This window comes from Bradyrhizobium sp. SZCCHNR1017 (assembly GCF_032381375.1).
Taxonomy (GTDB): Bacteria; Pseudomonadota; Alphaproteobacteria; order Rhizobiales; family Xanthobacteraceae; genus Bradyrhizobium.
Genome location: NZ_JAUHIR010000010.1, coordinates 220,709 through 245,136 on the forward strand (window position 1 = coordinate 220,709; position 24,428 = coordinate 245,136).

Annotated in this window: 28 protein-coding genes; 15 read left to right on the forward strand and 13 right to left on the reverse strand. The window is 66.0% G+C overall.

What is annotated here, in order from left to right; all coding sequences use genetic code 11:
* Positions 1-14: 14 nt before the first annotated feature.
* From sufC to QW863_RS24360, 5 genes are all read right to left on the reverse strand, one after another.
* Positions 15-776 carry a Fe-S cluster assembly ATPase SufC gene (gene sufC / locus QW863_RS24340; protein ID WP_315768878.1) on the reverse strand — a complete coding sequence of 254 codons (762 nt, stop codon included), beginning with the start codon at positions 774-776 and terminating at the stop codon, positions 15-17.
* 37 nt (positions 777-813) lie between these two features.
* Complete coding sequence (gene sufB, locus QW863_RS24345; protein ID WP_315768880.1) at positions 814-2,334, reverse strand: Fe-S cluster assembly protein SufB; 1,521 nt, start codon at positions 2,332-2,334, stop codon at positions 814-816.
* A 38-nt stretch (positions 2,335-2,372) separates the two neighbouring features.
* Entirely contained in the window at positions 2,373-2,567 is a 195-nt protein-coding gene (locus QW863_RS24350) for a 4Fe-4S dicluster domain-containing protein (protein WP_008961670.1), read from the reverse strand.
* A gap of 457 nt (positions 2,568-3,024) precedes the next feature.
* Positions 3,025-4,764: a nif-specific transcriptional activator NifA gene (nifA, locus tag QW863_RS24355; protein WP_315768882.1), complete on the reverse strand. Its 1,740-nt coding sequence runs from the start codon at positions 4,762-4,764 to the stop codon at positions 3,025-3,027.
* A 424-nt stretch (positions 4,765-5,188) separates the two neighbouring features.
* Positions 5,189-6,037: an SDR family oxidoreductase gene (locus QW863_RS24360; RefSeq protein ID WP_315713641.1), complete on the reverse strand. Its 849-nt coding sequence runs from the start codon at positions 6,035-6,037 to the stop codon at positions 5,189-5,191.
* Positions 6,038-6,434: 397 nt separating this feature from the next.
* Between QW863_RS24360 and QW863_RS24365 the strand changes: the two genes are divergently transcribed.
* From QW863_RS24365 to QW863_RS24375, 3 genes are all read left to right on the forward strand, one after another.
* On the forward strand, positions 6,435-7,289 hold the full coding sequence (locus QW863_RS24365) for a xanthine dehydrogenase (RefSeq protein WP_315768884.1): 855 nt from the start codon (positions 6,435-6,437) through the stop codon (positions 7,287-7,289).
* 65 nt (positions 7,290-7,354) lie between these two features.
* The gene (locus tag QW863_RS24370) at positions 7,355-7,597 is read left to right on the forward strand and encodes a bacterioferritin-associated ferredoxin (protein ID WP_315768886.1); all 243 of its coding nucleotides are present in this window, start codon (positions 7,355-7,357) and stop codon (positions 7,595-7,597) included.
* A gap of 219 nt (positions 7,598-7,816) precedes the next feature.
* Positions 7,817-7,987, forward strand: a complete 171-nt coding sequence (locus QW863_RS24375) for a hypothetical protein (protein ID WP_315713176.1) — start codon at positions 7,817-7,819, stop codon at positions 7,985-7,987.
* A 229-nt stretch (positions 7,988-8,216) separates the two neighbouring features.
* Here QW863_RS24375 and QW863_RS24380 read toward each other — a convergent pair whose 3' ends face one another.
* The 4 genes from QW863_RS24380 to QW863_RS24395 form a co-directional block, all read right to left on the reverse strand.
* Positions 8,217-8,372 carry a hypothetical protein gene (locus QW863_RS24380; RefSeq protein ID WP_008961662.1) on the reverse strand — a complete coding sequence of 52 codons (156 nt, stop codon included), beginning with the start codon at positions 8,370-8,372 and terminating at the stop codon, positions 8,217-8,219.
* A 26-nt stretch (positions 8,373-8,398) separates the two neighbouring features.
* Entirely contained in the window at positions 8,399-8,587 is a 189-nt protein-coding gene (locus QW863_RS24385; protein ID WP_315713177.1) for a DUF2934 domain-containing protein, read from the reverse strand.
* A gap of 137 nt (positions 8,588-8,724) precedes the next feature.
* Positions 8,725-9,081: a hypothetical protein gene (locus tag QW863_RS24390; RefSeq protein WP_315713178.1), complete on the reverse strand. Its 357-nt coding sequence runs from the start codon at positions 9,079-9,081 to the stop codon at positions 8,725-8,727.
* Positions 9,082-9,184: 103 nt separating this feature from the next.
* Complete coding sequence (locus QW863_RS24395) at positions 9,185-10,531, reverse strand: ATP-binding protein (protein ID WP_315768888.1); 1,347 nt, start codon at positions 10,529-10,531, stop codon at positions 9,185-9,187.
* Positions 10,532-10,685: 154 nt separating this feature from the next.
* Here QW863_RS24395 and QW863_RS24400 point away from each other — a divergent pair, with 154 nt between their 5' ends.
* Positions 10,686-11,306: a response regulator transcription factor gene (locus QW863_RS24400; protein ID WP_315713180.1), complete on the forward strand. Its 621-nt coding sequence runs from the start codon at positions 10,686-10,688 to the stop codon at positions 11,304-11,306.
* Positions 11,307-11,391: 85 nt separating this feature from the next.
* Entirely contained in the window at positions 11,392-12,237 is an 846-nt protein-coding gene (fghA, locus tag QW863_RS24405) for an S-formylglutathione hydrolase (RefSeq protein WP_315752820.1), read from the forward strand.
* 649 nt (positions 12,238-12,886) lie between these two features.
* Here the strand turns inward: fghA and QW863_RS24410 are convergent.
* Positions 12,887-13,366 (reverse strand): DUF3280 domain-containing protein, encoded by a 480-nt coding sequence (locus QW863_RS24410; RefSeq protein WP_315752900.1) that lies wholly within the window; start codon positions 13,364-13,366, stop codon positions 12,887-12,889.
* A 142-nt stretch (positions 13,367-13,508) separates the two neighbouring features.
* On the opposite strand from QW863_RS24410, the gene QW863_RS24415 reads away from it, so the two are divergent.
* The 5 genes from QW863_RS24415 to QW863_RS24435 all read left to right on the forward strand — a co-directional run bounded on the left by QW863_RS24415 (position 13,509) and on the right by QW863_RS24435 (position 18,079).
* Positions 13,509-14,717: an ABC transporter substrate-binding protein gene (locus tag QW863_RS24415; RefSeq protein WP_315768890.1), complete on the forward strand. Its 1,209-nt coding sequence runs from the start codon at positions 13,509-13,511 to the stop codon at positions 14,715-14,717.
* Positions 14,718-14,875: 158 nt separating this feature from the next.
* Entirely contained in the window at positions 14,876-15,808 is a 933-nt protein-coding gene (locus QW863_RS24420; protein WP_315768892.1) for a YVTN family beta-propeller repeat protein, read from the forward strand.
* Positions 15,805-16,620 (forward strand): ABC transporter ATP-binding protein, encoded by an 816-nt coding sequence (locus tag QW863_RS24425; RefSeq protein ID WP_315713184.1) that lies wholly within the window; start codon positions 15,805-15,807, stop codon positions 16,618-16,620. Before QW863_RS24420 ends, QW863_RS24425 begins: the two co-directional genes overlap by 4 nt.
* Positions 16,617-17,471: an ABC transporter permease gene (locus tag QW863_RS24430; RefSeq protein ID WP_315713186.1), complete on the forward strand. Its 855-nt coding sequence runs from the start codon at positions 16,617-16,619 to the stop codon at positions 17,469-17,471. The genes QW863_RS24425 and QW863_RS24430 overlap by 4 nt, the downstream gene beginning before the upstream one ends.
* The gene (locus tag QW863_RS24435; protein WP_315768895.1) at positions 17,468-18,079 is read left to right on the forward strand and encodes a hypothetical protein; all 612 of its coding nucleotides are present in this window, start codon (positions 17,468-17,470) and stop codon (positions 18,077-18,079) included. Before QW863_RS24430 ends, QW863_RS24435 begins: the two co-directional genes overlap by 4 nt.
* Positions 18,080-18,111: 32 nt before the next feature.
* On the opposite strand, the gene QW863_RS24440 is transcribed toward QW863_RS24435, so the two are convergent.
* Both QW863_RS24440 and QW863_RS24445 read right to left on the reverse strand, forming a co-directional pair.
* Positions 18,112-18,672, reverse strand: coding sequence for a PQQ-dependent catabolism-associated CXXCW motif protein (locus QW863_RS24440; RefSeq protein ID WP_315741279.1), 561 nt, complete (start codon positions 18,670-18,672; stop codon positions 18,112-18,114).
* Positions 18,669-19,550 carry a substrate-binding domain-containing protein gene (locus tag QW863_RS24445; RefSeq protein WP_315768897.1) on the reverse strand — a complete coding sequence of 294 codons (882 nt, stop codon included), beginning with the start codon at positions 19,548-19,550 and terminating at the stop codon, positions 18,669-18,671. Before QW863_RS24445 ends, QW863_RS24440 begins: the two co-directional genes overlap by 4 nt.
* Positions 19,551-19,711: 161 nt before the next feature.
* Here QW863_RS24445 and QW863_RS24450 point away from each other — a divergent pair, with 161 nt between their 5' ends.
* Together QW863_RS24450 and QW863_RS24455 are read left to right on the forward strand one after the other, a co-directional pair.
* On the forward strand, positions 19,712-20,638 hold the full coding sequence (locus tag QW863_RS24450; protein ID WP_315768899.1) for a quinoprotein relay system zinc metallohydrolase 2: 927 nt from the start codon (positions 19,712-19,714) through the stop codon (positions 20,636-20,638).
* A gap of 56 nt (positions 20,639-20,694) precedes the next feature.
* Complete coding sequence (locus tag QW863_RS24455; RefSeq protein WP_315713195.1) at positions 20,695-21,516, forward strand: quinoprotein dehydrogenase-associated SoxYZ-like carrier; 822 nt, start codon at positions 20,695-20,697, stop codon at positions 21,514-21,516.
* Between the two features lie 20 nt (positions 21,517-21,536).
* Here the strand turns inward: QW863_RS24455 and QW863_RS24460 are convergent, their stop codons facing one another.
* Positions 21,537-21,896 carry a hypothetical protein gene (locus QW863_RS24460; RefSeq protein WP_315713197.1) on the reverse strand — a complete coding sequence of 120 codons (360 nt, stop codon included), beginning with the start codon at positions 21,894-21,896 and terminating at the stop codon, positions 21,537-21,539.
* Positions 21,897-21,982: 86 nt separating this feature from the next.
* Here QW863_RS24460 and QW863_RS24465 point away from each other — a divergent pair, with 86 nt between their 5' ends.
* From QW863_RS24465 to QW863_RS24475, 3 genes are read left to right on the forward strand one after another with little or no spacing between them, the layout of a single operon-like run.
* A complete protein-coding gene (locus tag QW863_RS24465) occupies positions 21,983-22,963 on the forward strand; it encodes an ABC transporter substrate-binding protein (RefSeq protein WP_315713199.1) in 981 nt (326 codons plus the stop codon).
* Positions 22,963-23,700 (forward strand): ABC transporter permease, encoded by a 738-nt coding sequence (locus QW863_RS24470; RefSeq protein ID WP_315713201.1) that lies wholly within the window; start codon positions 22,963-22,965, stop codon positions 23,698-23,700. The genes QW863_RS24465 and QW863_RS24470 overlap by 1 nt, the downstream gene beginning before the upstream one ends.
* On the forward strand, positions 23,690-24,403 hold the full coding sequence (locus QW863_RS24475) for an ABC transporter ATP-binding protein (RefSeq protein ID WP_315713203.1): 714 nt from the start codon (positions 23,690-23,692) through the stop codon (positions 24,401-24,403). Before QW863_RS24470 ends, QW863_RS24475 begins: the two co-directional genes overlap by 11 nt.
* Positions 24,404-24,428: the final 25 nt, after the last annotated feature.

The following is a 24,428-nucleotide window of genomic DNA, read 5'->3' on the forward strand; positions in this document are numbered from 1 at the left end:
GCTCGTGCTCCGCCCTACGCCGCTTCGCTCTGATACTGGGCGTAACCGGTCGCCTCGAGCTCGCGCGCGAGGTCCGCGGTCCCGGTGCGGACGATGCGGCCCGCCGCGAAGACGTGAACGATGTCGGGCACGATGTAGTCGAGCAGCCGCTGATAGTGGGTGATGACGATCATGCCCCGCTCGGCCGAGCGCAGCGCATTGACGCCGCTGGCGACGACCTTCAGCGCGTCGATGTCGAGACCGGAGTCAGTCTCGTCGAGCACGCAGAGCGAGGGCTGCAGCAGCGCCATCTGCAGGGTCTCGTTGCGCTTCTTCTCGCCGCCGGAGAAGCCGACATTGAGCGGCCGCTTCAGCATGTCGGCGTCAATGTTGAGCGTCTTGGCGATCTCGCGCACGCGCTTGATAAGATCCGGCGACGACAGCTCCTCTTCGCCGCGCGCCTTGCGCTGGGCGTTGAAGGCGGCCCGCAGGAACGTCAAGGTCGCGACACCCGGGATCTCCAGCGGATATTGGAACGCCAGGAACACGCCCTTGGCGGCGCGCTCATCGGCCTCCATTGCCAAGAGGTCCTCGCCATTGAGATAGACCTCACCGGCGGTGACCTCGTAGCCGGGCTTGCCGGCGAGCACGTAGGACAGCGTCGACTTGCCGGCACCGTTCGGCCCCATGATGGCGTGGATCTCGCCCTTGTTCACGGTCAGGTCCAGGCCCTGGATGATCTTGCGCCCCCCGGAGATCTCGGCATGGAGCCCCTTGATTTCGAGCAAGGCCGTCATCGAACACTCCTCCTGATGTTGTCGCCGCGCGACGCCGTCATCCAACCGAACCTTCGAGGCTGATCGAGATCAGCTTCTGCGCCTCGACCGCGAACTCCATCGGCAGCTGCTGCAGCACGTCCTTGACGAAGCCGTTGACGACGAGCCCAACCGCCTCTTCCTGCGACAGACCGCGCTGGATGCAGTAGAACAGCACGTCCTCGGAGATCTTGGACGTCGTCGCCTCGTGCTCGAACACCGCCGACGAGTTCTTGGCCTCGATGTAGGGTACGGTGTGCGCGCCGCATTTGTCGCCGATCAGCAGCGAATCGCAGGCGGTGAAATTGCGGGCGCCAGAGGCCTTGCGATGAGCGCTGACGAGGCCGCGATAGGTGTTCTGCGACTTTCCGGCGGCGATGCCCTTGGAGATGATCCGGCTCGACGTGTTCTTGCCGAGATGGATCATCTTGGTGCCGCTGTCGACCTGCTGGAAGCCGTTGGAGATCGCGATCGAGTAGAACTCGCCGCTGGAATTGTCGCCGCGCAGGATGCAGCTCGGATATTTCCACGTGATCGCCGATCCCGTCTCGACCTGGGTCCAGGAGATCTTGGAATTCGTGCCACGGCAGTCGCCGCGCTTGGTGACGAAATTGTAGATGCCGCCGACGCCCTCCGAATTGCCAGGGTACCAGTTCTGCACCGTCGAGTACTTGATCTCGGCATCATCCAGCGCGACCAGCTCGACCACGGCGGCATGCAGCTGGTTCTCGTCGCGCTGGGGTGCCGTGCAGCCCTCGAGATAGGAGACGTAGGCGCCCTTGTCGGCGATGATCAGCGTGCGCTCGAACTGGCCGGTGTTGCGCTCGTTGATGCGGAAATACGTGGACAGCTCCATCGGGCAGCGCACGCCCGGCGGGATGTAGACGAACGAACCGTCGGAGAACACCGCCGAGTTGAGCGTCGCGAAATAATTGTCGGTCGTCGGCACGACCGTTCCGAGATATTTCTGCACCAGGTCCGGATGCTCGCGCAGCGCCTCGGAGATTGGCATGAAGATCACGCCGGCCTTCTTCAGCTCCTCCTTGAAGGTCGTCGCCACCGAGACCGAATCGAACACGGCATCGACCGCGATCTTGCTGCGCGGCGTGGCCGCCTCGCCATCGGCGTCGGCTTCCGCGCCTCCAGCCGGGCGCTCGACGCCTTCGAGGATCTCGACCTCGCGCAGGGGAATGCCGAGCTTCTCGTAGGTCTTGAGGATCTCCGGGTCGATCTCGTCGAGCGAGGCCACCTTCTTCTTCGGCTTCGGCGCCGCGTAGTAATAGAGATCCTGATAGTCGATCTTCGGGTATCCGACCCGCGCCCAGCTCGGCTCCGTCATGGTCAGCCAGCGGCGATACGCCTCCAGCCGCCATTCCAGCATCCAGGCCGGCTCGTTCTTCTTGGCCGAGATGAAGCGGATGGTGTCTTCCGACAGCCCCTTCGGAGCCTTCTCGGATTCGATGACGGTCTCGAACCCGTAGCGATATTGATCGACGTCGATGCCCTTGACCCGATCAATGGTCTCCTGAACCGCTGCCATCTCTCACTCCGCTTGCAATGTTTCCGCCGCGGCCCGCGTCAAGCGGGGACGCAGGTGTCCGGCACCGGACAGACGGCGGCGCATTGCGGCGCATCGAAGTGGCCCTCGCACTCCGTGCACTTCTTCGGATCGATGATGTACATGTCGTTCTTGAGCCGAATGGCCGCATTCGGGCACTCGAACTCGCAGGCCCCGCAGACCGTGCATTGTGAGGCGATGATCTTGTAGGCCATGTGCAGCTCCCCGCGATCCGTGCGACATCGAGCGATGTCATTCGCGCGATATCTTTCAAGCGCCGTGCCAGAGCGCATTTGGTTGATTTCTAAGGAGGATTCTAAACGTCGCAGGTCGCGGCGAGCTGTCGCTCTCCCGACAGCATGTCGCAAGTGCGACAGGGCGGGAGCAGCGTGTCGTCGGAGGCGAGGTCTCACTGCGCAATTGTCCGATATCACCTTGCGCGCGAACGCCGGCCGTGACCCGGGTAGCTCCTCCGTCATTCCGGGGCGTGCGAAGCACGAACCCGGAATCCATCGTACGGCAGAGCACGCGGCCAAATGGATTCCGGGCTCGTCGCGCTTCGCGCGTCGCCCCGGAATGACGGAGAAGATCGGGGCAACGCCGGAGCGTCAAAGTCCAAACGAAGAAGGGCGCGCTACTGCGCGCCCTTCGATCCCATCAAGCCGCCGCCGCTCAGAACCGCTTGACCTCGATGTTGTGCTTCTTCAGCGCGTAACCGATCTGACGCGGCGTGAGGCCGAGCAGGCGGGCGGCCTTGGCCTGGACCCAGCCGGACCGCTCCATCGCCTGCACGATGCGATCGCGCTCCGGCACGACGCCGCCCTCCGAACTATCGGAATACTCGCCGTCATCGGCATCGATCGCCGGCAACTCGACGGGAGCCTCGACCGGCGCCGAGGTCCGCGGCAGGATCGGCAGCGGCACCATCGGCTGGCCGCGCGGCGGCGGCGGGGTCACCGTGTTGCCCTTCCACAGGATCGCCGACATGCACTCGTTGCGACTGCAGGCGAAGTCCTCCATGCCGATCGCCGAGCCCGTCGCCATGGTCGCGGTCCGTTGCACGCAGTTCTCCAGCTCGCGCACGTTGCCGGGGAAGCCGCAATGCATCAGCACCTCGATCGCGCTGACGTCGAACGTCAGATCGCGCTCGTTCTCGCAATTGAAGCGGCGCAGGAACTCGCGCGCCAGCTGCGGAATGTCGCTGCGACGTTCGCGCAGCGGCGGAAGTTTGATGGGCACCACGCTGATCCGGTAGTAGAGGTCGGCGCGGAATTCGTTGCGCGACACCGCCTCCTCGAGGTTGCGGTTGGTGGCGGTGACGATGCGGACATCGACCTTGATGGTCTGGTTGCCGCCGACGCGCTCGAACTCCTGCTCCTGCAACACCCGCAAGAGCTTGGCCTGGAACGCCGGCGAGATCTCGCCGATCTCGTCGAGGAACAAGGTGCCCTTGTCGGCCAGCTCGAAGCGGCCTTTGCGCGCGTTGATCGCACCTGTGAAGGCGCCCTTCTCGTGGCCGAACAGCTCCGACTCCAGCACCGTCTCCGGCAATGCGGCGCAGTTGATCTTGATGAACGGCCGCTTCGCGCGATTGGACAGTTCATGGATCGCCTTCGCCACCAGCTCCTTGCCGGTGCCGGATTCGCCGCGCAACAGCACCGGCGCATTCGACTTGGCGACGACGTTGATCTTTTCCAACAACGCGCGCAGCGCCGGGCTGTCGCCGACGATGCCGTCGACCAGCACCTTCTTGCGATCCTTCGGCGCCGGCTTCAGCTCCGACAGCTCCTTCTGCAGCCGGTGGCTTTCCGCCATCAGCCGCTCGCGGTCCCGCGCGACGACCCGATGAAGCTTGATGGTCTGGCCGATCAGGTTGGCGACCATGGTCAGGAAGCGGACGTCGGAATCGAGCCGGAACACGGCGCGGCCGTCCCAGACACGGTCGATCGTCAGCGTGCCGACGACGCGCTGGTCGATGCGGATGGGAACGCCGAGGAAGGAGACGCGGGTGTCGGCGCAGGCGCCGAGCGTGACCGCGTCGGCGGCGCTGAAGGCGGGATGATCGGCGACGTTCTCCGCGATCAGCGGCACGGCGGTGGCGACGATCTGGTCGATCGCCTTCTGCGGCAGACGTTCGCGATAGCGCTGATCGCTGCCTTCGCTCCACCCGGCCCCGACTGCGAGATCGGGAATGCCGTCATCGGCGAGCAGCGACACCACGCCGTGGCGCATCTGCATGAAGGACTGCAGCAGGTTGACGACGTTGGCGAGGGTGATCTCCAGCCGCGTCGGCGCGGCGAGGATTTTCGAGATTTCGAAAATTCCGGTCAGCGCGATCTCGCTGAGCGGGATCGGCGCGGCGTTGGACCTGACGTCCTGAGCTTCGACCTGACGTGTTTCCGTTTGGACCATGGTCGCTTCTCTGATCGTCACGAACGCCTTGGTGAAGCCGCCCGTGATTGTAGGTGTTCTAACATCCTCCCTTAACTGCAGATGATTGTCGTGCCTAACTTTGCTGCATTGCCGCAGAAGTAGTGTGCAACGGACAGGCCAGAAAAGCTGCAGGCTTTCATGATGTTAACAAATTAGTTTGCACCCGTCGCGATGCGTGCATTGCACGTCCGCGCGGGCGGGAAAACGGTGCGCCTGACGATTTCGCGTTGTCTACTCGACACCTGATAACCGCGCATCCGCCGGCCTGTTTGCGACCGGATCGCAACGGACAACACCTGAACACCAACTTTCCACTTGCGGTCCGCCGCGCGTCTCCTTCGGCGGCCAGCCACGGCATGACGCGTTCACATCCGCGTGTCGGCCGCGCGCGGCGGTGATCAACCTAGAGGTGCTGCCCCCCATTGATCTGAATCTCCTCGCCGGTCACGTAGCTCGCCGCATCCGAGCACAGGAAGAACAGCACCTTGGCGACCTCTTCCGGCGCGCCGATCCGGCGCATCGGAATCAGCGGCGAGAACCGCGCCTCGGTCTCCGGCGACACCATCTCGGTCTTGATCTCGCCTGGGGCGATGGCGTTGACGCGGATGCCGTGCGGCGCGAAATCGTGCGCCATCTCGCGGGTCAGGCAGGCGAGCGCCGCCTTCGAGGTCGCATAGGCGGTGCCCGCGAACGGATGGACGCGGGTGCCGACGATCGACGTCACGTTGACGACCGCGCCCTGCCCGCGCTTGAGCTCCTCGAACAGCCCGCGCGCGAGCAGGATCGGTCCGAGAAAGTTGACGTGAAAGACGGTCATCCAGGTCTCGACCGAGGTCGCGAGCGAATCCAGCCGACCACCGTCCTCGGCCTTCGGCGAGATCGCCGCATTGTTGATCAAGGCATGCAGCGGTGCGCCGTCGAGCCGCTGCCTGATGTCGGCAATCGCACGCGGGATCGCCTTGCGATCGCTGAGATCGACCTGGACGTGGTTGTCGGGACCGGCGTCCCACGGACAGCGGCCGCCGTCGAACGGCTGGCGCGAGCAGGTAATGATGCGCCAGCCGGCGTCGGAGAACAGCTTTGCGGTCGCATGACCGATGCCGCGCGAGCCGCCGGTCAGCACGAGCGTTTTCTGCTCGGCGCGCGCGGGCCGCTCGGCGGCCGCCACGTCTCGATGGAACGGGCAGGCCGTGATGGTCTGAGCCGCCTCCATGGCGGGATCGCGGACGTCCTGGTCGAGATCGAGGCTCACCTCATCCGTCCTGATCCTGCGCCGCAACGCCACCAGGACGCCGGCTGCCAAGCTTCGGCTGCTGCCTTTGCCGCAGACGTGATCTGGGCGCAGGCTCCGCGACGATCGGAAATACCAGGGGTATCGCCATGCACCGGTTGTGCAGATTCCGGGCCAGCGAAAACGGCGGGAAAAGCAGCTTTTCCTGTCGGGTTCGCGACAGATTGGCGGGTTCTGGACACATCCAGCGTCGGCTTTTGTGCAGCGTCCTTTGCAGGACCTTCACAGAGCGATCGTTTTCAGAACGATGCCTGATGGTCCAACTCTTGCTCGACGGATCTGATCATTCGAACTGGAAGACCGCTTGTCAGTCGCACGACCGACAGCCACGAGACGCCAACGCCGTATGGACCAGGACATGGGGACGAATGCAGTGCGCTTCGCCGTGGTCCTCGGGACCAACGATGTCGCGTCGGCGATCGGCGTGCATCTGCATCGTGCGGGCTTCTGCGTGGTGCTGTCGCATGATCCCAATCCGCCGGTCATGCGCCGCAAGATGGCGTTTCACGACGCCCTGTTCGGCGACACGGTCCGCATCGAGAACGTGACGGGCGAGCGCATCGAGAGCACGATGGAGGTGTTCAAGGCGCTCGGCAATCCCCGGCACGTCCTTGTCACTCCACTCGGGTTGCTCGATCTCCTGCCGGTCCGTACCATCGACGTCCTGATCGACGCGCGGATGCAGAGGCGCGCGGTGACCCCGAATTTGCGCGGCATGACGCGGCTCTCGATCGGCATCGGTCCGGGCTTCTCGCCATCAGCCAATTGCGATATCGCAATCGAGACCCGGCCGGGCCGGCTCGGCCAGATCGTGCGCGAGGGCTGGACGGTGGCAACGGATGACGTCGGCGCGCTCGTCGGTGTCGAGCGCCTGGTGCATTCGCCGCATGAGGGCCGATGGCATACCCCGATCGAGATCGGCACGCGCATCTACAAGGGCTTCGTGATCGGCCATCTCTCCGGCGCACCGGTCACGGCGCCCTATGACGGCATCCTGCGCGGCATCGTCCGCGACGGCAGCGACGTGCCGGCCGGCATCGCGCTCGCCGAGGTCGATCCACGCGGCCGTCATGCGCAGTGGACCGGGATCGATGCGCAGGGACAGGCGCTCGCCCAGGCGACGTTGGCCGCAATACGGCTGCACGCCGCGAACCGCATCGGGACGAGCACGAGCGTGCCCGCGCATCAGGTCGCTTCGAACGATTCTGACTAGCCCGCGCCGTGCGCGCCGACCTTGGCATCCCGGTTGCTTATCGTTTGCAGGAGCGAGCAACAGCCATGATCATCTGTTCCTGCAACGTCATCAGCGACACGGCCATTCGCGACATCGTCACGGCGGCCGACATCATCTTCGGCTCGCCGGCGCAAGTGTATGATTGCCTCGGCTGCACGGTCCAATGCGGCCTCTGCTCGCGCTCGGTGAAGCGGATTCTCGACGAGCGGCAGGGCGATACGGCCGCTGCGGCGGTGTGGCCGGTGCAGGCCGAGCCCGCGCCGTGCGCGATGATGTCCGCCGCGTAGCACCGGCACGCGTATGACGTGCCGACGCACGGACTTGTCGGATGTCGGACAAATGCGACAGCAGACGATGTGCACTGGTCCTCAGATGAACGGCTTGCCGCCGGTGACGGCGACCGTCGTCCGCCGGGGCGGCGTTCCTGCCGCCGCGGCGCGCGGATCGCTCGGAACGTGAGCACACCGCGCGCATTGCCCTGATGCGAACAGCGAGAGGATCAGGCGATGGCAAAAGACCTCCCCATCAACGGACGCGAGCCCGACCGCTCGGAGGACGACATCCAGCGCGATCAGCTCGGCCCGCGCGGCGTGCCGGGCGCGAAGGATCCGGCGAAGATGACGCCGCAGCGCGACAAGAAGACGCCGGATGATGTCGATCCGGGTCACACCGCGTGACGGCACGGGTCCCCGTCAACGGAGAGACGCCTTCATCTCGGCGTTGTTCATCTCATCCTTGCTGAGGCGATACGGACCATGGTCCCGGCTGCGGCCGGCCCCTCCCTCCTTCCCTTGAAGGGCAGAGAGAGGCAGCGCTGCGGCTCGCAACGACGGCCGGGTTGAACGAGGCCTTCCTCAACACTGCCGGAGTTCATCGATCGCGCGAGAGCGGCCACCTCCGCCCACCTCAATGCGTTTTGCTCTCGCCCCACTTCTCGAGGTCCTTCGCCGCTTCCGAGCGCTGCTCCTTCTCGGGCTTCTCGGCCCAGGGCTTGTCGGTCTGCTTCATCGAGCCCCAGTCGCTTTCCTGGCGCGGATCGTCCTTCGGCGTTTCCTTGCTCATCAGTTCGTCCTTTTTTCTGCTCGCACTCACCCCGGCAGGATCGTCGGCGGCGGCGCCGTCGCCTCGTCGTGAAGCTCGCTCATCTCGCCGATCTCACGCTCGGCCTGATACCAGAACTCATCCTCGCGGCCGTCAGGCCGGCCGGCCTGCTCCCAGAGCTGGTGAGCGCGCCTGCGAATCCTCTCCTGAAGTTCAGTGTCGCTGGTCCGGTCCATGGTTCTCCCTCGCATGAGGCTGCGTCGGCGGCGTGACCTTGCGTGGCAATCATCCGAACGAGACGAAGTTCCAAGGCACGGCGCGCACGGGCGATCCGCCGCAGCGGCGCGGCGAGAGAACGCGGCGCACCGCCTCTTCAGCTCAGATTGCCCGGCATGAAGCAGCGGATGGAAGTGCCGAGCGATCCCTTGATCGGCCACACCATGGTGCGCCCGGCACGGTTGGGCTCCGTGATGACGGCATCGTCCGGCACGACGATCCATTGACCGTCGAGCCGCACCCGGTAATGCGTGCCTTCGAGGTCCCAATCCGGATCGGACACCGCGAAGCCGTCGGCGTCCGAACAGCACGGGCCGCGACCGCTTCTGAGGCTGTCGAACCAGCCCTTGAGCGGCGAGTTGGCGTAGCGGCCGTCGTCACGCGCGACGGCATTGTGGAACGACAGCGCGGCCAGCAGGGCTGCGCCGCTCAGCACAGGCAAGGTTCTGGACATCTGATCACCGCGAGCTGCCGGCGCGTGCTCCGGATTGCGGCTCACGCCCATCGCAAGTAGCTCGTTGAATGCGCCGTCCGATCGTTGGTTCCTAGCCCACGGCTCACGCTGCGTCCGCCGGCACCATGGCCTCGATCGTGACGCCCGTGCCGGTAGAAGCCACCGTCAGCGTGCCGCCGAGCGCCAGCAGCCGCTCGCGCATGCCGGTGAGGCCGAATCCGAGCTTGTGCTCCGGGCTGAACCCGCGGCCGTCGTCGCGGACGCGCACCCGCGTGTAGCTGCGGCGATGACCGGCCGTGGTCTGCTGCAGCGGCTCGATGGTGACGTCGACCGTGGTGGCCTCGGCGTGGCGGAACACGTTGGTCAGCGCTTCCTGCACCACCCGGTAGATCGTCAGCTCCGCCGTCTCATTGCTGCGCGCGACCGTTTCGGTGAACTTGGTCTCGATCGCGACCTCGGGCCGCGACTCCCGCCACAGCCGCACCAATGCGCCGAGCGCTTCGCGCAGGCCCAGCTCGGCGAGACCGACGGGCCGCAGCCGCTCGAGGATGCGGCGGTTGAACTGCTGCACGGCGTTGACCTGGTCGAGGATCGCCTGGCCGTGCCGGCGCATCGCCGCGACGTCGAGCGTCGCAGCGTCCGGCAAGCGCATCAGCGCGCTGGCATGGGCGCGCAGCGCGAACAGATGCGGCCCGAACTCGTCGTGCAGCTCGCGCGCGATCTCCTTGCGCTCGTGGTCCTGCAGCGACACCGTGCGCTCGGCCAGGCGGCGCTTCTCCTCCACCGCCTCACCGAGCGCGCCGGCGAGATGGTTGAGCTTGGCGCAGAGCGCCGCGAGCTCGGGCGCGCCGCCCGGCTTGACGCGGGTATCGTAGGCGCCGGCCTCGATCTGGCTCATCGCGTCCGACAGATCCGAAAGCGGCGCCAGCGCGCGACCCACCACGAGCATGGTGATCGCAAACAACGCCAGCCCGACCAGCGAGCCGACGACGAGCTGGGTGACGATGCCGTCCCAGATCTCCGCGATCTCGTCGTCGGGGTGCGACGTGATCACCAGCGTTTCGCTCCGCCCCGCGACGATGACCGGCATGCTGACCGAGGTCTTGTCGGGATGCACCAGTGCGATGAACCATGCCGGCGCCGCGCGGCCGACGCCCGGAGAGGGCGGGGTCTGCGCCGGCATGCCCTGCCGTCTCACGCTGACGTGACGAAGCTGTCGGAGATCGCCGACGATCCGATCGAGGCGCGCGCTCGGATCCGGCGCGTCGTTGACCTCGTCCATGATGGTCTCGACGAAGGCCCGCGTCAGGCGGATGACGCTCTGGTCCTCCGCCAGCACGCGCGGCGCCGCCTCCAGCACGAGACGGCCGATGTTGATGGCGAGGCCCAGCGTCAGCAGCAGCGCCAGCAGCACGTTGATGCGGGTCCGCAACGACCAATTCTGCCACATTCTCTCCGCCCCACGGCCACCGTGTTTCATACGCACTCACATTGACAGACAAATCCGCCGGCGATCTAATTGCAACATCATGCAATATCGCGCAGCATGCATCCATGATGCATCGCAACAATGACGCGAGTTGGAAGTCCGGGACCCCAAGGCCATGCGCGTACTGATCGTCGATGACCATCCCATTGTGGCATCAGGCTGCCGGGCCCTGCTCTCGACCGATCCGGACCTCGAGCTGCTCGAAGCCGCCGATGCCGAGAGCGGCGAAGCCAGTTTCATCGCGCGCCGGCCGGACGTCTGCGTCGTCGACATCAACCTGCCGACCGTCTCCGGCTTCGAGCTCGCGCGGCGCATCCTCGCCCACGATGCCAATGCCCGGCTGATCATGTTCAGCATGAACGACGATCCGGTGTTCGCCGCGCGCGCCATCGACATCGGCGCCAAGGGCTACGTCTCGAAGAGCGGCGATCCGAACGATCTCGCCGAGGCGATCCGCGAGGTCGCCCGCGGCGGCAGCTATCTGCCGCCTGCGATCGCGCGCAGCATCGCCTTCGCGGGCGCCGCGGTCGCGCAGAGCCCGCTGGCGAAACTGACCTCGCGGGAGCTCGAGATCCTTCGCCTGCTCAGCGCCGGCAAGAGCCTGTCGGAGATTGCCTGGCTGATCCACTCATCCTACAAGACCGTCGCCAACACCTCCTCGATCATCCGCCAGAAGCTCGGCGTGCGAACATCCGGCGAGTTGGTGCGTTTGGCGATCGAGAACGGCGTCGCTTGACTCGTCCCGATTGAACGACGCAGCCTGACACGCGTTGGCGGCACGCGCGCCAGCGGCCCGACATCATTGCCGAACAGGTGATCCCATGACCCTCACGACCGTCTCCCAGAACAAGTCCCATGGCGGCGTCCAGGGCGTCTACCGCCACGCCAGCCAGGAGACCAAGACCGAGATGACGTTCTCGGTGTTCGTGCCGCCGCATGCCGACGGCGCGAAGCTGCCGGTCGTCTGGTATCTCTCCGGCCTGACCTGCACCCACGCCAACGTCACCGAGAAGGGCGAGTTTCGTGCCGCCTGCGCCGAGCTCGGCCTGGTCTTCGTGGCGCCCGACACCTCGCCGCGCGGCGACGGCGTGCCGGGCGATCCCAACAATGCCTATGATTTCGGCCTCGGCGCCGGCTTCTATGTCGACGCGACCGAGGCGCCGTTCGCGAAGAACTACCGGATGTGGAGCTACGTCACCGAGGAGCTGCCGAGCGTGGTCGCGGCGAACTTCCCGGTCGATCCGCGCCGCCAGTCGGTGATGGGCCACTCGATGGGCGGCCATGGCGCGCTCACGGTGGCGCTGCGCAACCCGGACCGCTACCGCGCGGCCAGCGCGTTCTCGCCGATCGTCGCGCCCTCGCAGGTGCCGTGGGGCGAGAAGGCCTTGGGCGGCTATCTCGGCGCCGACAAGGCGGCGTGGCGCAAGCACGACGCGGTGGCGCTGATCGAGGACGGCGCGCGCGTCTCCGACCTGCTGGTCGATGTCGGCACCGCCGATCAGTTCCTGACGCAGCAGTTGCGCCCGGAGCTGCTCAAGGCGGCCTGCGACAAGGCCCACATCCCGCTGCTGCTGCGCAAGCAGGAGGGCTACGACCACAGCTACTACTTCATCTCGACCTATATGGCCGATCATCTGCGCTGGCACGCGGCGCGGCTCGCACGCTGATATCAGCCGCGGACGTGATTTGCCCGACGGGTGCGATGACGCGCCCGTCGAGGCGATCTTGTCGTGCCCGGTGCCCGGATTCCACGTGCGCGACGACGGGGATTTCGCTCGGCGCCACAAGGCGATCCCAGTGTCCAGCCCGGCGGCAACAAAAATTTCACTTTCGTTTTTCCGGAAATAGTGATTGTCTAGCGCCATCCCGCCTCGTCGAGAGGGCGTATCGCGGTCGTCACGAACGTGGAGGTGGGATGCGGTGGACGCCGGCGGCGCGCAGCATGCTCAGGGCATCACATGCCCCGTGAGAGCGTGCGGACGAACGCGTCACGGCGTACGGCCAAGTCGCGTGGTCCTGGCATCCCGATGCCGATGCCTCCGCGGCGGCGCGCTCACAGCGCGTCGTCGCGCACGGTGACCAGAAAGCCCGGCGCACCGGGGAGAACGCGAAGCAACCGTTAAGACCATCCGCGCAGGGAGGGCCGGGATGTCCCAGCCGAACCTGTGGTACCTGCCGCCTGCATTTCTTGTCGCAGGCGGGCCATGGGGGCGGCAGGCTCCCGGCCTTCCCTGCGCCTCTTGTTTTCCAAGGGGCGACCGGCACGCAAAGCTCGGGCGTCATTCGCCGCGAGAATGCACCGTCATATCTCGTCAGCTACTGCGCCTGCGGCGCGCCGTAGTTCGGCGCCAGCAGGCGGTTGCGGACCAGCCAAGCCATGGTGCGCGTCCAGGATTCGTCGGTGTTGCCGCGCATATCCGCAGTCATCGCCGCGACCGGCTTGCCGGTGTGAACGTCGCGCAGATAGATGTTCATGTTGAGGATGAGATTGGAGACCTTCTGCACCGTCCCGGTGATGGCGAGATCGGCGCCGATGTCGCCCGCGAGCTTGACGTCGCAGCCGCCGCAAGCCTGCAGATTGCTGTGGTGCGCCGCATCGTTGACGGGAGCGATGTCGAGCACGCGAAAACGTCCGGAGTCCTGCAGCGCCGCGCGCAGTTGCTCGGCCGCATGCGCCAGCCTGTTCTGCTCGTCCTGGCGCGGGCCCTGCACCTCGCCCTGCAGGCTGGTGTCGATCAGCTCGAAGTCGAACACCGCCACCTTGGTCGGCTCGGCATGCACTGATGTCGCAGACATCAGGATCAGGAACGCGGGGAGAACGGCAGGTTTCAAGGTCGTGATCCGAAATGACGCGACAGCGGCCAAAAGTGGGGTTGAAAGCTAGGCCAATTCGTTCATCTTGCAAGACGAAACCTCGCCGGACAAGGACGAGGGAACAATGGGAGGACGTGTGGTCCTGGGAGTTCTGGCCCGATCTCTGATGGGCGCGATCGGCCTCATCGCCGCCGCAACCGCCGCCAGCGCGGCGGATCCGGTCGACATCGCGATCGGCTATCTCGGCCGCGCGAGCGTGCCGCAGACCTTGTCGCCGCTCGACCAGCCTGCGGCCGATGATGGCGTGGCCGGCGCGAGGCTCGCGATCGAGGACAACAACACCACCGGCAAGTTCCTCAACCAGCGCTTCACTTTGATCGACCGCCGCGTCAAGGATGACGAGGACGCCGCGCAGGCCGCCAATGAGCTCGCCGGCAAGACGGGATTCGTCCTCGTGGACCTGCCGGCGGATGCGGTGCTGAAGGTCGCAGATGCGTTGCGGGGCCGCGGCGTCACCCTGCTCAATGTCGGCGCCACCGACGACCGCCTGCGTGAGCAGGACTGCCGCGCCAACGTCATCCATGTCGCACCGACGCGCTCGATGCTCGCCGACGGCCTGGCGCAATATCTGGTCTGGAAGCAGTGGAAGCGCTGGCTGCTCGTCACCGGCTCGCACGACAACGACAGACTGTTCGCCGACGCGCTGCGCCGCGCCGCCACCCGCTTCGGCGCCAAGATCGTCGAGGAGCGGACCTTCGAGGACACCGGCGGCGCGCGCCGCACCGACAGCGGCGTGACCTTGATCCAGCGCCAGATGCCGGTGTTCACGCAGAAGGCGCCGGCCTATGACGTGCTGGTCACCGCCGACGAGAGCGAGGTGTTCGCCAACTATCTGCCCTACCGCACCTGGGATCCGCGCCCGGTCGCGGGCTCCGCCGGCCTGCGGCCGACGAGCTGGGATCCGGCGCAGGACCAGTGGGGGGCGACGCAGTTGCAGAACCGCTTCATGAAGCTCGCCTCGCGCCGCATGCACGCCTTGGACATGCAGGCCTGGATGGCCGTGCGCATGGTCGGCGAGGCCGCCTCGCGCACCAACTCCGGCGACGCCAAGACGATGGCCGACTACCTCAAGGGCCCGAACTTCACCATCGCCGCCTTCAAGGGCACCCGCCTCTCCCTGCGCGACTGGAACCTGCAATTGCGCCAGCCGATCCTTCTGGCCGACGGCCGCATGATCGTCTCGGTCTCGCCGCAGGAGGGCTTTCTGCACCAGGTCTCCGAACTCGACACGCTCGGCGTCGACCGCCCCGAAACCAAGTGCAAGCTGCAATGATGTCGGATCGAACCATGCTGATGAGAATGCCTAGTCCGACATGCCGGGCCGACATGCGTGCTGGTGTGGAGCCTTCCGCACACGCGCGTCCCGAAGGGCGATCGCAGCTTTGCAAGCGCTCCGGCACAGCAGTCAGCCTGCTCATCGCCGCACTCGTCATGGCCCATGCAGCCCCCGCCTCCGCCTACGTCGCCTTCGTCTCCAACGAGAAGGGCAACACCGTCTCCGTCATCGACACCGACACCTGGACGGTCACCAAGACCATCAAGGTCGGCCAGCGGCCGCGCGGGATCGCGTTCACGCGCGACGGCAAGTTCGTGATGGTGGCGGTCGGTGACGACGACACCATCCAGGTGATCGATGCCAAGAAGATGGAGGTGGTGGATACCCTGCCCTCCGGCCCCGATCCCGAATTGTTCGCGCAGGACGCCGCCGGCAAGACGCTCTATGTCGCCAACGAGAACGACAACACGGTCACGGTGCTCGACCTCGAGAAGCGCGTCCGCATCGGCGACGTCCAGGTCGGCGTCGAGCCGGAGGGCATGATGCTCAGTCCGGACGGCAAGATCCTGATCTGCACCTCCGAAACCACCAACATGGCGCATTTCATCGACACGGCGACCCGCAAGATCGTCGCCAACGTGCTGGTCGATGCGCGGCCGCGCTATGCCGAGTTCAAGAGCGACGGCTCGGAGCTGTGGGTGTCCGCCGAAATCGGCGGCACCGTCTCGATCATCGATCCGGCCAAGCGTGAGGTCACCGGCAAGATCAAGTTCGCCGTGCCCGGCCTGCGCAGCGAGGCGATCCAGCCGGTCGGCATCGGGCTCACCAAGGACGGCAAGACCGGCTTCGTTGCGCTCGGCCCGGCCAACCGTGTCGCCGTGGTCGACGGCGCCACCCACGAGGTGAAGAAATATCTCCTGGTCGGCCAGCGCGTCTGGCACATGGAGTTCACACCGGACGAGAAATATCTGCTCGTCACCAACGGCGTCTCCAACGACGTCTCGGTGATCGACGTCGCCGCGCAGAAGGTGATCAAGACCATCCAGGTCGGCGAGCTGCCCTGGGGCATCACGATTGCACAGCCATGACGACGCAAAACGCACCCGCTCTCGACTCGACAGGCTCTGCATCGCAGCCGGCGCCCGAGCAGGTCCCCGCGCTGTCGGTCGCCGGCGTCAGCCATTCCTACGGCGCACGCAAGGCGCTCAACGACGTCAGCTTCGCCGTCCAGCCTGCGAGCTTCACCGCCCTGCTCGGCCTCAACGGCGCCGGCAAGAGCACGCTGTTCTCGCTCATCACGCGGCTGTTCGCGGTGCAGACCGGCCAGATCGGCATTTTCGGCCATGACATCGGCCGGACGCCGGGCGAGGCGCTGCGGCTACTCGGCGTCGTGTTCCAGCCGCGCACGCTCGATCTCGATCTGTCGCTGACCCAGAACCTGCTCTACCACGCAGCGCTGCACGGCATCGCCCGCCGCGAGGCCCGCGCGCGCAGCGAGGAGCTGCTGGCGCGGATCGGCCTCGCCGACCGCGCCGGCAACAAGGTGCGCGACCTCTCCGGCGGCCAGATGCGCCGGCTGGAGATTGCTCGCGCCCTGCTGCACCGGCCGCGCCTCTTGCTGCTCGACGAGGCCACCGTCGGCCTTGACGTCAAGGCCCGCGCCGACATCGTCGGTCACGTCCGTCAGCTCGTTGCCGAGCAGGGCATCGGCGTGCTCTGGGCGACGCATCTGTTCGATGAGATCGCCGCGACCGACGATCTCGTCGTGCTGCATCAAGGCCGCGTGCTGGCGCGCGGGCCCGTCCCGCAGGTCATCGCCGAGGCCGGTGCGACCGACGTCAACGCGGCGTTCGCGCGGTTGACGACCCAGGCCAGTCCGGCGCGGAGCTCCGAGCCATGACCGTCACCTCCGTGCACGCCCCCCCACCCACACGCAGCGGCTTCTCGGCCGGCGAATACATCACTTGCCTCACCGGCATCGTCTGGCGCGAGGGCCTGCGCTTTCTGCATCAGCGCGAGCGCTTCGTCTCGGCGCTGGTACGGCCGCTGGTCTGGCTGTTCATCTTCGCCGCCGGCTTCCGCCAGGTGCTGGGCATCTCGATCATCCCGCCCTACGAGACCTACATCCTCTACGAGGTCTATATCGCGCCCGGCCTGATGGCGATGATTCAGTTGTTCAACGGCATGCAGTCGTCGCTGTCGATGGTCTATGACCGCGAGATGGGCAACATGCGCACCTTGCTGGTGAGCCCGCTGCCGCGCGGCTATCTCCTGTTCTGCAAGCTGCTCGCCGGCACCGCCGTCTCGGTGCTGCAGGTCTATGCGTTTCTCGCCATCGCCTGGTTCTGGGACATCACCCCGCCGCCGATGGGCTATCTGACGGTGCTGCCGGCGCTGATCCTATCCGGCCTGATGCTCGGCGCGCTGGGCATGCTGATTTCCTCCGGCATCAAGCAGCTCGAGAATTTCGCCGGTGTCATGAACTTCGTGATCTTCCCGATGTTCTTCGCCTCATCGGCGCTCTACCCGCTCTGGCGCGTCGAGGAAGGCAGTCCCTGGCTGGCTTATCTCTGCGAAGCCAACCCCTTCACCCACGCGGTCGAGCTCATCCGCTTTGCGCTGTACGGCAAGCTGAACTGGGTTTCGCTCGCGGTGGTCGGCGGCTGCACCGCCGTATTCATGATCGGCGCGATCCTGGCCTACGATCCGTCGCGGGGGTTTGTCAGGCGCGGTCCCGGAGGCGAGGCATGAGGTTCAGAACGACACTGGCGGCCGTCGCCATCGCTGCGTCGGCCAGTGCTGCGCAAGCCGCCGATCCGCGCTATCCGGATTGGCCCTGCCCGCAGGCCAAGGTGCCGGAAATCTCCATCGCGGCGGTGTGGTCCGGCCCGCCGATCGACGATGTCGGCGCGAGCTGGAAGGACGATGTGAAGGTGGCCGAGCTCGTCGTCAAGCTTGCCGCGCGCCGTATCCCGCTGGAGCAGGCCCAGAAGGACGTCGCCGATTTCCTGACCGGAACGTCCGAGGAGAAGACACGCAAGGGCAAGCTGCTGTTCGTCGGGCTGTTCGACACGCTGAACGCGCAGCGGACATCGGTCATGAACGGCCTCGAGCGCGTCATGCGCAAGCAGCGCGAGGCCGTCGACAAAGTGCGCGGCGACACGATCAAGCTGCAGGAGATGCAGAGCAGCGCCGCGCCGGATCAGGCCAAGGTCGAGGAAATGACCAACCAGTTGAACTGGGAGACGCGCATCTTCGAGGATCGGCGTCGCGTGATGAAGTTCGTCTGCGAGGTGCCGACCGCAATCGACCAGCGCCTGTTCGCGCTGGCCCGGGAGATCCAGCAGGACATGGAGTAGCTGTTTTGATGCGCTCTCGCCGCCCTCCCCGCTCACTCCTCAGGCCGCGGCTCAGGCTGCGTCTGCTGCAGCGGCAGGTCGGCGCGGCTCCAGCCGTCGGTCCCGTCGGGATACCAGGCGACGTTGCGATAGCCAAAGGTCAGCGCGCGCTTGGCGGCATTCCACGACATCCAGCAGTCTTCGAGGCAGTAGAACACGAGCAGACGACCGAGGTCGCCGCCCGACGCGTGCGCCAGCCCGCGCTTAAGATAGTCCTCAGTCTGGGGCGCCAGCACACCATAACCGGTGTCGGGCAGCCACATGCTGCCGGGAATGTCCAGGCGCGGCTGCTCGCGCCACACCGTCCCTGCCGGCAGATTCTTCGGCTTGGGCGGGCGCGGCAGCACGTCGACGAAGGCGGCCGATTTTGCGCGCCAGATCGCCTCGGTCTCCCGCGTCGACAGCACGCGCGCACCGGCCAGGGTCGTCGGCACCGGCGCGCGGTAGTTCTCGGTCCGGTAGCTGTCCGGCTCCGGCACGAGATCATCGGCTCGCACCGCCGCGGCGATCAGCAGCACGCCTGCCAACGCCGCCGCGGCGAGCCGAACGATCATGGCGATGTCTTCGCCGCAGCCTCGGCGGTGATCAGATGATTGCTCTCGTCCAGCAGCGGCACCCCGAAGTCCAGCAGGATCTTGTTGATCTCACCCTGGTTCTCCTGGATCAGCTTGTTGAGCTGACGGCGCCAGTTCTGGTCCGCGCCACGGACGCCCATGGCAATGCGATAGATCAGCTTCGGCCCGCTGGTCTCTTTCACCAGCGGCGTCACGTGCAGCTGCGGGCTCGCCTGCTTGGCGTAGTACCCGGCCATCGGGCCCCACAGCACGCCGGCATCGATATCGCCGGACTTCAGATCGTTGATCATCGCCTCTGCCGAGGAATCGACGCGGGTGTCGATCATCAGCGGATAGGGCTTTGCGGTCGGCATCAGCCCGGCCAGCGCCATGTTGGTCGCCGGCGGCGTGCCCGCCACGATGCCGATGTGCTTGCCCTTGAGCTTGGCATCCTCCAGCGTCGTCACATCGGCGAGATCGGAGCCCGGCTTGGTCACGATCGCGTAGGCCGTCCGGTAGTAGGGACTGGTGCTCTGCACCAGGTCGTCCCCTTGGGGAAAGCCCATGATCACGTCGCAACGGTGCGAGCCGAGCGTCATGCGCACGAATCCGGTGGCCTGCGGAAAGAATGTATAGTCGACCTTCTTCTGCAGCTTGGCGGCAAAGAGCTCGGCCAGCTTGTTCTCGAAGCCGTCGCCCTTCTCGTTCGAGAACGGCAGGTTGCGCGGATCGGCGCAGACCCTGAGCACCTTGGGGTCGACCAGTTCGATCGACAGGTCGAGGCCGTCATTGCTCTGTGCGAAAGCGGCGGCCGGTCCGAGCAAAGTAAGCCCCGCGGCAACCGCCAGCGAGCAGGCAAGTTCGTGACGCTTCGTCATCCGTATTTCCATCCCTATCGAACACATCGAGGTATTTTTGAAAATGCTAGGCCGCCGGCCGCGCCGGTGCAACAGCCGCCGTCATCGCGAAGAATTGACCCATTGCTGCACCGCAACGTCCATCGCCTGACGCACACCTCTCACGCGAGCAAGGCAAGCCGATGGTGAGACAACTGATCATCGCGATCACCGCCTGGGGGGCGCTGGCGCTCGGCAGCACCGCTCTTGCCATGCCGCTGGAACTCGAGGTCAGCGAGATCGCGCCCGGCGTGTTCGTTCACATCGGCCAGACCGCGCTGATGAACGCGGCGAACGAGGGCGCCATCGCCAATGTCGGTTTCATCGTCGGCAACGACGCGGTCGCCGTGATCGACACCGGCGGCAGCGTCCGCGAAGGCCGCGCGCTGCTGGCTGCGATCCGCGCCCGTACCGCCAAGCCCGTGCGCTACGTCATCAACACCCACGCCCATCCGGATCACGCATTCGGCAACGCGGCATTCGAGGGCGACGGCACGCGCTTCGTCGGCGCCAAGAACCTGCCGCGCGCGCTTGCATTGCGCGGACCGCACTACATCGAGGCGTTCCGGCGCCTGATGGGCGCCGAGCTGATCGACGAGGTCCGTCTCGTCGCCCCGTCGATCCTCGTGGACGACGAGATGATGCTCGACCTCGGCGGCCGTACCCTCACGCTCAAGGCCTGGAGCACCGCGCATAGCGACTGCGACCTGTCCGTCTATGATGACCGGAGCAGGATCTTGTTCGCCGGCGATCTCGTATTCCTGCGTCACATCCCGGTGATGGATGGCAGCCTGCGCGGCTGGATTTCCGACATGGCCGCGCTCGCGACCATCCCGGCCGAGCGCGTCGTCCCGGGCCATGGCCCTGTCAGCCCGTGGCCACTGGCGCTCAGTGACGAGCGTCGCTACCTCGATACATTGGCCCACGACGTTCGCGGGCTGATCAAGGCAGGCAGGCCGATCGCGGACGCCGCTGGGGCCGCGGGATCGGAGCGCGGCAAATGGGAGCTGTTCGACGACTACAATGCCCGCAACGCAACGGCGGCATTCTCGGAAATGGAATGGGAATGAGGGCGGCAACGCGCTATGATTGTTAATTCACCCGACTGCCCGAGGAGGATTGCGCCATGATCCGGCTCCACCTGCCGTCCACCCTGCTTCTCGGGGCCTGCCTCGCGTTTGCGTTCGCACCTGCGAAGGCCGCTGATGGTTACGATCCCTGGCCGGGACTGGTCCAGGACATCTTCAACAACAAGGCGATGCAGGACGGCAGCAATGTGCTGTCGATCGAGATGCCGATGCGCGCCGAGGATGCCTCGGTCGTTCCGGTCACCCTGCGCAGCAAGCTGTCGCCCGCCGACGAGCGCCGTATCAAGACCATCACGCTGGTGATCGACCAGAATCCCGCGCCGATGGCGGCCAAGTTCACGCTTGGCGCGGACGCCAATGTGACCGCGATCTCGACGCGGGTCCGCGTCAACAACTACACGGATGTGCATGCCGTGGCCGAGCTGACGGATGGTCAGCTCTATGTGGTCAAGACCTTCGTCAAGGCGTCCGGAGGCTGCTCGGCGCCGGCGGCGAAGAATCCGGACGAGGCCAAGGCGCGCATCGGCCAGATGCGCTACCGGCAGTTCACGCAAAGCAGCGACGGCGCCACGAGCGGCATCCGCGAAGCGCAGGTCATGGTCGGGCATCCCAACAATTCCGGGCTCCAGATGGATCAGGTGACGCAGCTCTACATTCCGGCCTTCTTCATCGACCGGCTGACACTGTCGCAGGACGGCAGTCTGGTGCTGTCGGTCGAAGGCGGCATCTCGATCTCTGAGGATCCCAACATCCGCTTCACCTACGTGTCGAACGGTGCCAAGCAATTCCATGCGGAGGCGAAGGATACGCAGGGCCACGTGTTCGAGCACGATTGGCCGGCCGACGGTTCAGGAACTTGATGCGGCAGAGCGGCAGCGCTTCAGAAGCATCTCACTTCGGCTTCGGCCTGCGCCCGGCGGAGATCGTTCAGCGCGTTGGCGGCCTGCTCGGACGTGCGGAACTGGGTGCCGAGATTGCTGTGCACCTGGGACATGCTGAGGACGGTCTCGGCCGTGACGTAGCGCTCATAGGGAATGATCGAAGCGATCACGTCGATCGAGCAGGAGCACTGCGCGATCGCCTCCCTGGTCTCGCCATTTGCCTTCATGCAGCCGAACACATATTCGGCCCGCGCCGAGGTCGGATAGTCGTTGAGCTCCTCGGCACGAGCCGGCCCGCACAGCGCAATCGTGGCAATGAGAGTGGCGACAATCGGTCCTACCGGAACAGCACTACGCATCACAGTCCTCCGCGGCATCGCAGCCGAAGCTATGCTAAGGGAATGAGGCTGAAAAGAACACCTCTCGAGGAAACGCAGACAGGCTCATGACGCAGATCGGTCGTTTGTTGATGGCGATTGTCGCCTGCGCCCTGCTGCCGGTCACGGCATGCTGCGCCGCCGAGACCGTCAAGGTTGCGGTGCAAAAGACCGGCACCTTCGCCTGGGAGCTGGCCGTGATCCGCGCCCGCCAGCTCGACAAGCAGGCGGATATCGCGATCGATGCGGTCGAGCTCGCGAGCCCGGAGGCCGGCAAGATCGCGCTGCGGGCCGGCAACGCCGACATCATGGTGTCGGACTGGCTGTGGGTGTCGCGCGAGCGTGCGCTCGGCGCCAAGCTCACCTTCTATCCCTATTCGAGCGCGCTCGGCGCCGTGATGGTGCCGGCGACCTCACCGATCAAGACGCTTGCCGATCTGAAGGGACGCAAGCTCGCGGTGGCCGGCGGCCCGCTCGACAAGAGCTGGCTGCTGCTGCAGGCCACGCTCAAGCGCGACGGCGTCGATCTGAAATCGCAGGCAACCATCACCTATGGGGCACCGCCGCTGCTGGCCGCCAAGCTGGCCGACGGCGAGATGGATGCGGGCTTGAACTTCTGGAATTTCTGCGCGGCCCTGGAGGCCAAGGGCTTCCGCCGGCTTGCCGGCATCGAGGACCTGCTGCCGCCATTCGGCGCCAAGGGCCGCACCGCGATGATCGGCTATGTCTTCGACGAGGACTGGGCCGCCAAGCACCGCGATCTCGTCGCCCGCTTCCTAACCGTCACGGCCAAGGCCAAGGAGATCCTGGCGACTTCCGACGCCGACTGGCAAACGATCGCCCCGCTGACCGGCGCACAGGACGACGCCACCTTGCGCGCCTATCGCGACCGCTATCGCGAAGGTATTCCACGCCGGCCGGTGGCCGAGGAAGAGGCCGACGCCCGCGTTCTCTACGGCGTTCTCGCCTCGATCGGCGGTCGCGATCTGGTCGGCCCCGCGGCTGAGCTCAGTCCCGGCACCTACTACAGGGCGGATGCGAGGGATTAGTGCTGCGGCTGTTGTCCTTTGCGCTTCTGCTCGCCACCTGGTGGATTGCCGCGGCTGTCGCCGGCAGCGCCAAGCTGCCATTGCCATCGGCCGTGCTTGCGGTTGCGGTGGCGGAGGCGCGGTCCGGCGCGCTATTTCTACATCTCGGCGCAACGCTCGCCCGCGTCGCCCTCGCCTTCACTCTGTCGATGACACTCGGCTCGGCAATCGGCTTTTTGATGGGGCGCAGCCAGCTCGCCAACCGCCTCGGCGATCCCTGGCTGATCCTGCTGCTCAATCTGCCGGCGCTGGTGGTGATCGTGCTCGCCTATATCTGGGCCGGTCTCACCGAGGTCGCTGCGATCGCGGCGATCGCGATCAACAAGCTGCCGACCGCCGTCGTCACCCTGCGCGAAGGCGCCCGCGCGCTCGATCCATCGCTCGACGAGATGGCCAAGGTGTTTGCCTTTTCGCGCGGACGCATCCTCCGCCATGTCCTGCTGCCGCAGCTTGCGCCCTATATTGCGGCGGCCGCGCGCTCCGGCCTGTCATTGGTGTGGAAGATCGTGCTGGTCGCCGAGTTGCTCGGGAGGCCCAACGGCATCGGCTTCGAGATCGGCGTCGCCTTCCAGCTGTTCGACATTCCGTTGCTGCTCGCCTACTCGCTCAGCTTTGCTGCCGTGGTGCTGGTGATCGAGGCCGTTATCGTCCAGCCGTTCGAGCAGCGTGCATCGAGGTGGCGGCTCCGTGCGGCTTGAGGTCGATATCAGGTCCAAGAGCTACACCAGCGCCGCCAATGGCAAGCGCCAGGAGGTGATTGCTGGCATTGCCTTTTCGCTGGAGCGGGGCGAGGTCGGCGTCGTCGTCGGCCCCTCCGGCTGCGGCAAGAGCACGATGCTGCGGATCCTCGCCGGTCTGGACAACGACTATCAGGGCCATGTATCGCGGCCCGAGGGAGCCCGGCTGGCAATGGTGTTCCAGGAGCCGCGGCTGCTGCCGTGGCGATCCGTCGAGGCCAACGTCCGGCTGGCAGCGCCCGGTGTCGCGGAGGACAGGCTGGCCGCCATCTTCGGCGTGCTCGAGCTCGAGGGACATCGCAGCCATTTTCCAGGCGAGTTGTCGCTCGGCCTCGCCCGCCGTGTCGCGCTGGCGCGCGCCTTTGCGGTCGAGCCGGATTTCCTGATTCTCGACGAGCCGCTGGCTTCGCTCGACGACGCGCTCGCCGCGCGGCTGCGCGAGGAGATCGCGACGCTCGTGGCCTCGCGCCCCATGATCACGCTGCTGGTCACCCACAGCATGGACGACGCGGCACGGCTCGGCGACCGGATCTTCCTGCTGTCCTCACGCCCTGCCCGTCTGCTTCATTCAGTCCCGATCGACCTGCCGCGCGCGCAGCGCAACAACGACGTGGTCGCGGTAATCAAGGCCGATGTGGCGCGACTGGATTTTTCCGTGTCATAGTCATGGCAAAGGACATCGGACCCCA

Bases quoted from the DNA above. Each gene is read 5' to 3' on its own strand.
- QW863_RS24465 (WP_315713199.1), top strand. From the start codon at position 21,983: ATGACGCAGATCGGTCGTTTGTTGATGGCGATTGTCGCCTGCGCCCTG.
- nifA (WP_315768882.1), bottom strand. From the start codon at position 4,764: ATGGTCCAAACGGAAACACGTCAGGTCGAAGCTCAGGACGTCAGGTCC.
- QW863_RS24430 (WP_315713186.1), top strand. From the start codon at position 16,617: ATGACCGTCACCTCCGTGCACGCCCCCCCACCCACACGCAGCGGCTTC.
- QW863_RS24385 (WP_315713177.1), bottom strand. From the start codon at position 8,587: ATGGACCGGACCAGCGACACTGAACTTCAGGAGAGGATTCGCAGGCGC.
- sufB (WP_315768880.1), bottom strand. From the start codon at position 2,334: ATGGCAGCGGTTCAGGAGACCATTGATCGGGTCAAGGGCATCGACGTC.
- QW863_RS24370 (WP_315768886.1), top strand. From the start codon at position 7,355: ATGATCATCTGTTCCTGCAACGTCATCAGCGACACGGCCATTCGCGAC.
- QW863_RS24365 (WP_315768884.1), top strand. From the start codon at position 6,435: ATGGGGACGAATGCAGTGCGCTTCGCCGTGGTCCTCGGGACCAACGAT.
- sufC (WP_315768878.1), bottom strand. From the start codon at position 776: ATGACGGCCTTGCTCGAAATCAAGGGGCTCCATGCCGAGATCTCCGGG.
- QW863_RS24450 (WP_315768899.1), top strand. From the start codon at position 19,712: ATGGTGAGACAACTGATCATCGCGATCACCGCCTGGGGGGCGCTGGCG.
- QW863_RS24390 (WP_315713178.1), bottom strand. From the start codon at position 9,081: ATGTCCAGAACCTTGCCTGTGCTGAGCGGCGCAGCCCTGCTGGCCGCG.
- QW863_RS24455 (WP_315713195.1), top strand. From the start codon at position 20,695: ATGATCCGGCTCCACCTGCCGTCCACCCTGCTTCTCGGGGCCTGCCTC.
- QW863_RS24415 (WP_315768890.1), top strand. From the start codon at position 13,509: ATGGGAGGACGTGTGGTCCTGGGAGTTCTGGCCCGATCTCTGATGGGC.
- QW863_RS24400 (WP_315713180.1), top strand. From the start codon at position 10,686: ATGCGCGTACTGATCGTCGATGACCATCCCATTGTGGCATCAGGCTGC.
- QW863_RS24380 (WP_008961662.1), bottom strand. From the start codon at position 8,372: ATGAGCAAGGAAACGCCGAAGGACGATCCGCGCCAGGAAAGCGACTGG.
- QW863_RS24445 (WP_315768897.1), bottom strand. From the start codon at position 19,550: ATGACGAAGCGTCACGAACTTGCCTGCTCGCTGGCGGTTGCCGCGGGG.
- QW863_RS24420 (WP_315768892.1), top strand. From the start codon at position 14,876: ATGGCCCATGCAGCCCCCGCCTCCGCCTACGTCGCCTTCGTCTCCAAC.
- QW863_RS24395 (WP_315768888.1), bottom strand. From the start codon at position 10,531: ATGTGGCAGAATTGGTCGTTGCGGACCCGCATCAACGTGCTGCTGGCG.
- QW863_RS24375 (WP_315713176.1), top strand. From the start codon at position 7,817: ATGGCAAAAGACCTCCCCATCAACGGACGCGAGCCCGACCGCTCGGAG.
- QW863_RS24440 (WP_315741279.1), bottom strand. From the start codon at position 18,672: ATGATCGTTCGGCTCGCCGCGGCGGCGTTGGCAGGCGTGCTGCTGATC.
- fghA (WP_315752820.1), top strand. From the start codon at position 11,392: ATGACCCTCACGACCGTCTCCCAGAACAAGTCCCATGGCGGCGTCCAG.
- QW863_RS24410 (WP_315752900.1), bottom strand. From the start codon at position 13,366: ATGTCTGCGACATCAGTGCATGCCGAGCCGACCAAGGTGGCGGTGTTC.
- QW863_RS24350 (WP_008961670.1), bottom strand. From the start codon at position 2,567: ATGGCCTACAAGATCATCGCCTCACAATGCACGGTCTGCGGGGCCTGC.
- QW863_RS24460 (WP_315713197.1), bottom strand. From the start codon at position 21,896: ATGCGTAGTGCTGTTCCGGTAGGACCGATTGTCGCCACTCTCATTGCC.
- QW863_RS24425 (WP_315713184.1), top strand. From the start codon at position 15,805: ATGACGACGCAAAACGCACCCGCTCTCGACTCGACAGGCTCTGCATCG.
- QW863_RS24435 (WP_315768895.1), top strand. From the start codon at position 17,468: ATGAGGTTCAGAACGACACTGGCGGCCGTCGCCATCGCTGCGTCGGCC.